7 protein-coding genes are annotated in these 9,860 nt (G+C 72.7%); 4 read left to right on the top strand and 3 right to left on the bottom strand.

The features are described 5' to 3' along the window. Nucleotides 1-96: 96 nt before the first annotated feature. Entirely contained in the window at nucleotides 97-717 is a 621-nt protein-coding gene (locus tag V6U90_RS31510) for a GOLPH3/VPS74 family protein (RefSeq protein ID WP_334444496.1), read from the bottom strand. A 152-nt stretch (nucleotides 718-869) separates the two neighbouring features. On the opposite strand from V6U90_RS31510, the gene V6U90_RS31505 reads away from it, so the two are divergent. Genes V6U90_RS31505 through hrpB form a run of 3 tightly spaced genes read left to right on the top strand, consistent with a single transcriptional unit; the run spans nucleotide 870 to nucleotide 4,607 of the window. After that, nucleotides 870-1,712, top strand: a complete 843-nt coding sequence (locus V6U90_RS31505) for a helix-turn-helix domain-containing protein (RefSeq protein WP_334444494.1) — start codon at nucleotides 870-872, stop codon at nucleotides 1,710-1,712. Nucleotides 1,713-1,753: 41 nt separating this feature from the next. After that, the gene (locus tag V6U90_RS31500; RefSeq protein WP_334444492.1) at nucleotides 1,754-1,957 is read left to right on the top strand and encodes a DUF397 domain-containing protein; all 204 of its coding nucleotides are present in this window, start codon (nucleotides 1,754-1,756) and stop codon (nucleotides 1,955-1,957) included. A 58-nt stretch (nucleotides 1,958-2,015) separates the two neighbouring features. After that, nucleotides 2,016-4,607, top strand: coding sequence for an ATP-dependent helicase HrpB (gene hrpB, locus V6U90_RS31495; protein ID WP_334444490.1), 2,592 nt, complete (start codon nucleotides 2,016-2,018; stop codon nucleotides 4,605-4,607). A gap of 60 nt (nucleotides 4,608-4,667) precedes the next feature. Here the strand turns inward: hrpB and V6U90_RS31490 are convergent, their stop codons facing one another. Continuing rightward, nucleotides 4,668-5,402, bottom strand: a complete 735-nt coding sequence (locus V6U90_RS31490; protein WP_334444488.1) for a PP2C family protein-serine/threonine phosphatase — start codon at nucleotides 5,400-5,402, stop codon at nucleotides 4,668-4,670. Nucleotides 5,403-5,751: 349 nt separating this feature from the next. Here V6U90_RS31490 and V6U90_RS31485 point away from each other — a divergent pair, with 349 nt between their 5' ends. Beyond that, complete coding sequence (locus tag V6U90_RS31485) at nucleotides 5,752-8,367, top strand: glycoside hydrolase family 9 protein (protein ID WP_334444486.1); 2,616 nt, start codon at nucleotides 5,752-5,754, stop codon at nucleotides 8,365-8,367. 223 nt (nucleotides 8,368-8,590) lie between these two features. Here the strand turns inward: V6U90_RS31485 and V6U90_RS31480 are convergent, their stop codons facing one another. Beyond that, nucleotides 8,591-9,790: an Nramp family divalent metal transporter gene (locus tag V6U90_RS31480; protein ID WP_334444498.1), complete on the bottom strand. Its 1,200-nt coding sequence runs from the start codon at nucleotides 9,788-9,790 to the stop codon at nucleotides 8,591-8,593. Nucleotides 9,791-9,860 lie beyond the last annotated feature (70 nt).

Below are 9,860 nucleotides of genomic sequence, written 5' to 3'. Positions count from 1 at the left end.
CAATCTGCGCGCGGTCGTCGCCAGGTACGAGGCGACCAGGACAGCCGCCTTGACCGAGCGGGATGGGCCCGGCGGGGTGGGGCGGGGCGGGCCCGGTTACTGCCGCAGCACGGCGGCCCCGACAGCCGCCTCGGTGTGCATGACGAGTTCCTTCAGGGGCGGCGGCAGGGCGGCAATCAGCACGCTGAGCCGGTGGTGGGCCCGGGGGCCGGCCGCCCAGAGCACCTCGCGGGTCAACCCGGTCGCGGTGACCAGACCGAAGAGCAGACCGTCCGGCACGGTGGGCGGCTCGGGCCGGTCCAGCAGGGCGCGCAGCCGGGTGGCGGGCCAGGCCGCCGCGTTGATGTCCACCGGGACGTAGACCACCGAGGTACGCAGCAGCCGCCGGGACTCCTCCCGGTGCACCGTCCCGTTGCGGGTCATCCGCTCCCCCACCGAGCCGGCCGCGCTCTGGGCGAGGAAGTTCAGCCAGGTACGCACCGCCTGGTGCTGGGGTTCGTTGACGATGTGGTCGAGTACGGTGTGCGCGAGCGCGTCGGCTGGAGGCCGCCGGTCGACCAGGCCGACCAGGCCGGCGTTGAGCGAGATGTGTCCGGAGAGGACCAGCTCACCGAGGAGGGCAGCGGCGAGCCCGAGCCCCGTCGCGACCGGGTTGAGCCGAGCTCTGCCCCGGCTGTCGGTGTGCGCGATGAGAAAGAACTCGTCGGCGAGTAGCAACGGTCCTCCTCGACGGGACACATCGGAGATCGACGCCCGAGAAAGGATGCACCGCAGGTGCCTGCAATGCAACTCCCGGATCTGACGGTTGCAGCGAGGAACACTCCCCGGCGTCGGCCGCTGTCGATCTTGCGCGTGTCAGACTCGTGGTCGTGACCGCCAGCCCGACCGTCCGCCGCCGCCGCATCGCCCGGGAACTGCGCCACCTCCGGGAACGCACCGGGATGACCCTCGACCAGGCCGCCCGGCAGTTGGACATGTCCAAGAGCAACCTGTCCCGGATCGAAAACGCCCAGATCGGCATCAAACCCAGGGACGTCCGTGCCGCCCTCGCCCTCTACCAGGTGACCGGGGACGACGCCGAGGCGCTCATCGAGATCGCCCGGGGCGCGCAGCAGCGCGGCTGGTGGCAGAACTACAGCGACGTACTGCCCGAGTGGTTCGAGTTCTACGTCGGCCTGGAGGCCGAGGCGGCAACCCTGCGGACGTACGAGGCCGAGTCGGTGCCGGGACTGCTGCAGACCGAGGAGTACGCCCGCGCGATCTACCGGCTGACCGCCGGCGAGGACGGGGTGGACCGGAAGGTCGCCGCCCGGATGCAGCGGCAGGAGGTGCTGCACCGCGACCAGCCCGTGCAGTTGTCGGTGGTGCTCAACGAGGCGGTACTGCTGCGACCGGTGGGCGGCGCGACCGTGATGAAAGATCAACTCCGACAGATGCTTGACATCAGTCAACTACCTAACGTTACTATTCAGGTACTTCCATTCACGGCTGGCGGGCACCCGGCCATGACCACGCCGTACGTCATCCTCGGCTTCGCCGACGCCGCCGAGGAACCGGTGGTTTACCTGGACAACCTCACGATGGGGTTGGCTCTGGAGGAAGCCGCGCACGTGCACGGGTATACCCTTGTCCACGAGAAGTTGAGCCGGATGGCGTTGACCCCGGAGGACTCCGCAGCCCACCTGGAGGCCGCTTCTCGTTACTTTGCGTGACCGGTTGGCGGCACGCCCACCGGGATGACGAGAGGTACCACATGATCCCGCACGACCCGGTCCTCGGTGCCTGGCGCACCAGCAGCCGCAGCAGCGGCAACGGCAACTGTGTGGAGGTCGCCGCCGGACCGACAGCGGTGGCCGTACGGGACAGCAAGGACCGCAGTGGGCCGGTGCTCGCCTTCCCGGCCGGCTCGTGGCGGAGCTTCCTCGCCGGGCTGGACCGGCTGACCACACCGCGCTAGGCAGGGGTGTTAAGAAGGGGCCCTTCCTATACCGAAACCGTTAAGAAGGGGCCCTTCCTTGCACCTGCCCGAACTGCCGGTCGCCCGGGTGCTGCCGGCCCTGGTCGACGCGCTGCGCGCCACCGGCGGTGCGGTGCTGGTGGCACCGCCGGGTACCGGCAAGACCACCCTCGCCCCGCTGGTGCTGGCCGAGGCGGTCGCCGGGAAGGTGGTGCTCGCCGCACCGCGCCGGGTGGCCGCCCGGGCGGCGGCACACCGGATGGCCACCCTGCTCGGCGAGCGGGTCGGCGGGACGGTCGGGTACGCGGTACGCGGTGACCGGCGGGTCGGCCCGGCCACCCGGATCGAGGTGGTGACCACCGGACTGCTGGTCCGGCGGCTGCAACACGATCCGGAACTGCCCGGCACCGCGGTCGTCCTGCTGGACGAGTGCCACGAACGGCAGCTCGACGCCGACCTGGCGTTGGCGTTCACAGTGGAGGCGCGCGCCGCGCTCCGGCCGGACCTGTGGCTGGTGGCGATGTCCGCGACCGCCGAGGCGGACCGCTTCGCCGAACTCCTCGGCACGGCGGCCGGTCCGGCTCCGGTGCTGCGCGCCGACGGTGCGCTGCACCCGGTGACCACGGTCTGGGCGCCGCCGCCGGCCGGACCGGGCCGGGCCGGCACGCACCACACCGGGCGGCCCGGGCCACGCGTCGATCCCGCGTTGCTCGACCACGTCGCGGCCACGGTCCGGCGAGCCCTGCACGAGCAGGACGGTGACCTGCTGGTCTTCCTGCCGGGTGCGGCGGAGATCGCCGGGGTGAGCGGCCGGCTGTCCGGGTTGCGGGACACCGTGGACCTGGTCGGGTTGCACGGGCGGCAGTCCGGTCACGAGCAGGACGCGGCTCTGCGGCCCGGCCAGCGGCGCCGGGTGGTGCTGGCCACCTCGGTCGCGGAGAGCAGCCTGACCGTGCCGGGCGTCCGGGTGGTGGTCGACGCGGGGCTGAGCCGGGTACCCCGGATGGACCTGGGACGGGGGCTGGGTGCCCTGGTCACCGTGCCGGTCTCCCGGGCGTCGGCCACCCAGCGGGCCGGCCGGGCCGGCCGGGAGGGGCCCGGGTACGTCTACCGCTGCTGGTCGGCGGAGCGGCACGACCGGTTGCCGGCCCAGGGCGAGCCGGAGATCGCCGGCACCGACCTGACCGGGTTCGCGTTGCAGCTGGCCTGCTGGGGCCAGCCGGACGGCGCCGGTCTGGCCCTGCCGGAGCCGCCGCCCCCGGCCGCTCTCCAGGTGGCGCGGGAGACGTTGGCCGCTCTCGGGGCGGTCGACGCCGACGGCCGGGTGACCGACCGGGGCCGGGCGGTGGCCGCGGTCGGGGTCCACCCCCGACTGGCCCGGGCCCTGCTCGACGGGGCACCCCGGGTCGGCGCCGACCGGGCCGCCGAGGTGGTCGCCCTGCTCTCCGAGGAGTCGGTGACCGGCCCGGGCGACGATCTCACCGCACTGTGGCGCCGGCTGCGCGCGGGTACCGACCCGGGGGCCAGCGCCCGCTGGCGGGCCGAGGTGCGCCGGCTCGCCGCCGCGCTACCGGCCACCGGACCGGACCACCGCTCGTCCGCCCGGGGCCCGGACCGGGTCAGGCCCGGTACGGCGCGGGACCGGGTCGCTCCGGGCGCCGGCACCGTCCCGGACGACCTGGCCGCCGCCCTGCTGGTCGGGCTGGCGTACCCGGAACGGCTGGCCCGGGTACGCCAGCCGGGCGGGTCGACGTACCTGATGGCCGCAGGGACCGCTGCGCAACTGGGTACCGGGTCGGCGCTGGCGGGTACGGAGTGGTTGGCCGTCGCCGTCGCGGACCGTTCGCCGGGTGGACCGGCGGCACGGATCCGGCTGGCCGCCCCGCTCGACGAGGCGACCGCCCGGGAGGTGGGTGGTCCGCTGCTGCACACCGACCGGGAGGTCGGCTGGTCCGGCACGGACGTGGTGGCCCGGGAGACCTCCCGGCTCGGGGCGATCGTCCTGGCCGAGCGCCCGTTGGCCGCCACCGACCCGGACCGGTTGGCCACGGCACTGCTCACCGGGCTGCGGGAGGTGGGCCTGTCGTTGCTGACCTGGACCCCGGCCGCCCGGTCGCTGCGCGACCGGCTGGCGTTCTGCCGGTACGCCCTCGGCGAGCCGTGGCCGGAGATGACCGACGCGGCGCTGCTGGCCGGGGCCGCCGACTGGCTCGGGCCGGACCTGGCCGGTGCCCGCCGCCGGGCCGATCTGGCCCGGATCGACGTGCTCGACGCCCTGCGCCGGCTGCTGCCCTGGCCGCAGGCGGCCCGGCTGGACGAGTTGGCACCGGAGCGGATCGTCGTGCCGAGCGGTTCGCGGATCCGGGTGGACTACGCCGCTCCGGCCCGGCCGGTGCTCGCGGTGAAACTCCAGGAGACCTTCGGTTGGACGGATGCTCCCCGGGTGGGTGACGGACGGGTCCCGGTGCTGCTGCACCTGCTCTCCCCGGCCGGACGGCCGGTGGCGGTCACCGCTGACCTGGCGTCGTTCTGGCGTACCGGCTATCCGCAGGTGCGGGCGGAGCTACGCGGGCGGTACCCGCGCCACCCGTGGCCGGAGGATCCGACCACGGCACCGCCGACCCGGCACACCACCGCCCGCCGCCGGTAGCGGTCCCGGGCAGCGACGGCGCGGCCAGGTGCCGCCCGGCCGGTAACCGTCCCGGCGGCGTCAGGCCGCGTCCTCGGGTACCACGTCGGCCACCACGACACTGATGTTGTCCGGCCCGCCGGCCCGCAGCGCCAGGTCGATCAGCCGGCTGCCGCAGGCCGCCCGGTCGGGGTACGAGGCGAGCACCTCGGCGAGGGTGTCCGGCCGGACGACGTTGGACAGGCCGTCACTGCACAGCAGCCACCGGTCCCCCGCCCAGGGCACCATCGTGGCGTACGCCGGGGACACCTCCGCTCCCTGGAGCGCCTGGGTGACCACGGCCCGGCGCGGGTGGCTGCTGGCCTGCTCCGCGGTGATCACCCCCTCGTCGACGAGCATCTGCACGAAGGTGTCGTCCCGGGTGACCTGCTTGAGCACGCCGTCGCGGAGCAGGTAGGCCCGGGAGTCCCCGATGTGGGCCAGCGCCAGGCAGCTTCCGGTCCGGGCGAAGAGCAGCGCGGTGAGGGTGGTACCCATGCCCTGCCGTTCCGGATCCTCGGCCACGGCCTGCCGGATCCGGGCGCTGGCCGTGCCGATCGCGCCCTGTAGCGCGGCGATGAGGCCGTCCTCCGGGGTCTCCACGTCGAGGGGGGCCACCGAATCGATGGCGATCGCGCTGGCCAGGTCGCCTGCGGCCATCCCGCCCATGCCGTCGGCGACGGCGACGAGCCAGGGGCCGGCGTGCACCGCGTCCTGGTTTCCGCTGCGGATCAGGCCACGGTCGCTCGCCCCCACGGAACGCAGCTTCAGGGTCATGGCACGCAGCCTGCCAAAAGGAGGGCGGGTTGTCTCTAGTAGATCTCCAGGAGAATGTCCGGCGCGGCAAATCTCACGCCCGGTCACCCCGGGTGAGGTGCGGTTCCGTTGGGTAACGGCGATCCGGTCCACCGCGCGACGGGAGCGCGGGTCGGGCGTGGCGCCCCGGCCTAGGCAGCGGGTCGGGCGTGGCGTTCCGCCGGCCCGGGCACCGCGGGCCGGACGCGGCGCGGTCCTGATGTCATGCGAATTCGTCGATTGACACTGCGGTCACCTGCTGGAAACATCGAGGCAAACCATTGGGAGCGCTCCCAATGGTCACACCTTCACCGCCCCGGAAGGATCCACCGTGACGCGACCCCGACGCCGCCGCCGCAGCCTCGCGCTGCTCGCTGCGGCAACCTCCCTCGCCCTCACCGGCGCCGCCACCGGGCCGGCGTTCGCCGAACCGGCGCCGGACGCCCCCGAGCAGGTACGCAACGGCGACTTCAGCGACGGCACCTCCCCCTGGTTCACCTACGGCGCCGGCCCGATCGGGGTCTCCGACGGTCGCGGCTGCGCCACGGTGCCGGGCGGGCTGGCCAACCCGTGGGACGCCGGCATCGGCCAGGAGGGCATCCCGCTGGTCGCCGGTGGCGAGTACACCCTCGGCTTCGACGCCTCCGCCACCCCGGGCACCGCGATCAAGGCGGTGCTGCAACTGGGCTCCGCCCCCTACACGTCGTACTTCGCGGTGGACGCCACCGCCGGCACGACGCCCGGCCGGATCGAGCGGACCTTCACCGCGCCGGCCGACGACGCACGGGCACAGCTCATCTTCCAGGTCGGCGGCAGCACCGACGAGCAGACCGTCTGCCTGGACAACGTCTCGCTCCGCGGTGGTGAGCCGGCCGAGCCGTACGAGCCGGACACCGGCCCCCGGGTCCGGGTCAACCAGGTCGGCTACCTGCCGTCCGGGCCGAAGAACGCAACCGTGGTCACCGAGGCCACCGAACCGTTCGCCTGGCAGCTGAAGTCGGCCGCCGGCACGGTGGTGGCGAGCGGGCAGAGCACCCCGCGCGGGGTGGACGCGGCCTCCGGGCAGAACGTGCAGACCATCGACTTCTCGTCGTACCGGACCGCCGGCACCGGGTACACGCTGGTCGCCGACGGGGAGACCAGCCACCCGTTCGACATCTCCGGTGACATCTACGACCAGCTCCGCTCGGACGCACTCCAGTTCTTCTACATCCAGCGCAGTGGTATCGCCATCGACGGCGACCTGGTCGGCGCCGCGTACGCCCGCCCCGCCGGGCACCTCGACGTGGCACCCAACAAGGGCGACACCAACGTGCCCTGCCAGGCCGGGGTCTGCGACTACTCGCTGGACGTGCGCGGCGGCTGGTACGACGCGGGCGACCACGGCAAGTACGTGGTCAACGGCGGCATCGCCACCTACCAGCTGCTGAACACCTTCGAGCGGACCAAGACCGCGGCCAGCGCGGGCGGCGGTACGGCGCTGGGCGACTCCACCCTGCGGGTACCCGAGCGCGGCAACGGCACCCCGGACATCCTCGACGAGGCCCGCTGGGAGCTGGAGTTCCTGCTGCGCATGCAGGTGCCGGCCGGTAAGCCGTTCGCCGGCATGGCGCACCACAAGATCCACGACGTGAACTGGACCGGCCTGCCGCTGGCCCCCGAGGACGACCCGGAGCGGCGCGAGCTGCACGCCCCGTCCACCGCCGCCACCCTCAACCTGGCCGCCACCGCCGCCCAGTGCGCCCGGCTCTTCGCCCCGTACGACGCGGCGTTCGCCACCCGCTGCGGCACCGCCGCGCGGACCGCGTACACGGCAGCCAAGGCCAACCCGACGAAGTACGCCCCCGCCTCCGACTCCACCGGCGGTGGCGCGTACGACGACACGAACGTCACCGACGAGTTCTACTGGGCCGCCGCCGAGCTGTACCTGACCACCGGCGAGCCGGCGTACCTGACCGACCTGACCGCCTCGCCGCACCACACCGCCGACGTCTTCGGTGCCCGGGGCTTCGGCTGGCAGGGCGTTGCCGCGCTGGGCCGGCTCGACCTGGCCACCGTGCCGAGCGGGCTGCCGGCCGCCGAGAAGACCCGGATCCGGGCCTCGGTGACCGTCGCCGCCGACGCGTACCTGACCGAGCTGCGCGCCCAGGCGTACGGGCTGCCGATGCCCGGTGACGCGGACAGCTACTTCTGGGGCGGCAACGGCAACCTCATCAACAACGCGGTGGTGCTGGCCACGGCGTACGACCTGACCGGCGAGGCGACGTACCGCGACGGGGCCGTGCAGGCGATGGACTACGTCTTCGGTCGCAACGCGCTGAACATGTCGTACGTCACCGGGTACGGCGAGCAGGCCGCGAAGAACCAGCACAGCCGGATCTTCGGCAACCAGCTCGACCCGGAGCTGCCCAACCCGCCGGCCGGGTCGCTGGCCGGTGGCCCGAACGCCGCCCTCCAGGACCCGTTCGCCGCGCAGTTGCTCGCCGGCTGCAAGCCGATGTTCTGCTTCGTCGACGACATCAACTCGTACTCCACGAACGAGGTCGCGATCAACTGGAACTCGGCGCTGACCTGGATTGCGTCGTTCCTGGCCGACCAGGGTGACGGGGCGATCGCCCCGCACGGCGCCTGCCGGGTCGACTACGTCGACTACGGCCTCTGGCACGGCGGTGAGGGCTTCACCGCCCAGGTCACCATCCGCAACACCGGCACCACCGCCATCGACGGCTGGACCGCGAGGTTCGCGTTCACCGGCGACCAGAAGGTGCGGGAGGCGTGGACGGCGAAGGTGACCCAGTCGGGTGCCACGGTCACGGCGAAGAACGAGTCGTACAACGCGAGGATCACCCCCGGCGAGACGGTGACCTTCGGGTTCAACGCCCGCACCGCGGGCGGTGCCAATCCGGCACCGGGGCTGTTCACCCTGAACGGGGCCGCCTGCTCCTGATTTCGACCGACGACCCGGGCCGGCACACCGGTCGCACCGCGACCGGTGTGCCGGCCGTCGCATCGACGCGCCCGCCGCCCCCGCCGCTGCGGCCTACCTCGACACCGCCAGCGGGTACCGCCCCTGGCCGGCGGGGGAACGGCTGCTCGTGACGCTGGGCTGACCGTGCCCCGGTGCCTGTGCTCCACCGGCCCGGTACGGTCGCGCCGGGCCGGTCGGGCGGTCAGCCGCGCAGCCACTCCAGCAGCTTCTCCCCCTGCTGCCAGACGGTGAGCGCGGAGAAGACCCCGAACAGCACGACCGCCCAGACCAGCGCCACCACCCGGTACGCCCTCGGCCGGATCGGCTCGGGGAGCACCCGACGGTTCAGCACCAGCAGCAGGATCGAGTAGAGGAACATCATCAGCCCACCGACACAGGCGGAGATCACCAGCAGCGGCAGCGGCTGGCTGAAGCCGGCGAGCAGGATCACGCAGCCGAGCCCCACCAGCCCCCAGACCAGCCCGAAGTAGATCCGGCTCTCCGAACGGTGCCGCAGGTACGACGTCTTGAGCACGTCGGCGGCGAGCCGGCTGGTGTAGTCCACGATGCCCATCGCGGCGGCGAAGAGGGACAGTGCGCCGATCACCCAGAACAGGGTGCCGAACCAGGGCGCGACCGTCTGCTTGAGCTGCTCCCCCTCCACGGCCAGGAAATCCACGCTGTTGCCCAGGCCGGGCAGTCCGTGCACGGTCGAGTAGGCGAGCATCGACATCAGGGTGATCGTGGTGAACGAGATCAGCACGAAGGTGACGAGCTGTTCGGTGTTCGCCAGCCGCCACCAGCGCCGCCAGCGGGCCAGGTTCTCGGCGGTCGGTTCGAAGACGGATCCGCCGGTGTCCGCCGCCGCCTCCTCCCGACCGGTGACCGGGCTGACCAGGCGGGGGACGTACGCGCCCATGCCGTAGCCCTTGTCCCGGATCCAGTTCGACTGCACCAGGTTCTGGCCGCCACCGGCACCGGCGAAGACCAGCGCGGAGAGCATCAACGCGAAGCCCAGTTCGACGGGGAAGTCCGGCGCGGTCACCGTCCGGGGCAGCTCCCGCCAACTGTCGGCGGTGATGGCGAAGACCACGGCCACCACGATGAAGAGCACTACCAGCCCGACCTTGACGAACTCGACACGTTCCAGCGCCGCGTAGACGACCGGGGCGAGGGTGAGGGTGGCGCCGATCGCGACCAGCATGCCGACCGCTATCCAGGTGACGTCCCCGCCGGCCAGGTAGGTGACCATGGTGGCGGAACTGGACGCCCAACCCGGCCAGAGGTTGGCGAAGTAGACCAGCACCGCGAAGAGCAGTCCCCAGTGCCGCCAGAACCGGGAGAACCCGGTCAACGCGGTCTCCCCGGTGGCCAGCGTGTACCGCTCGATCTCCATGTTCAGGAACCACTGAAGGTTTCCGAGTAACGGTCTGCAACTGTGCGTAGTGGTCGTTTCAGGTGGTTCGTCCGTG

Origin of the sequence: Micromonospora sp. CPCC 206060 (assembly GCF_036906895.1) — a bacterium.
In the GTDB taxonomy this organism is placed as follows: Bacteria; Actinomycetota; Actinomycetes; order Mycobacteriales; family Micromonosporaceae; genus Micromonospora.
Note: the sequence above shows the minus strand (reverse complement) of the source record. Positions and strands in the feature narration are given on the sequence as shown.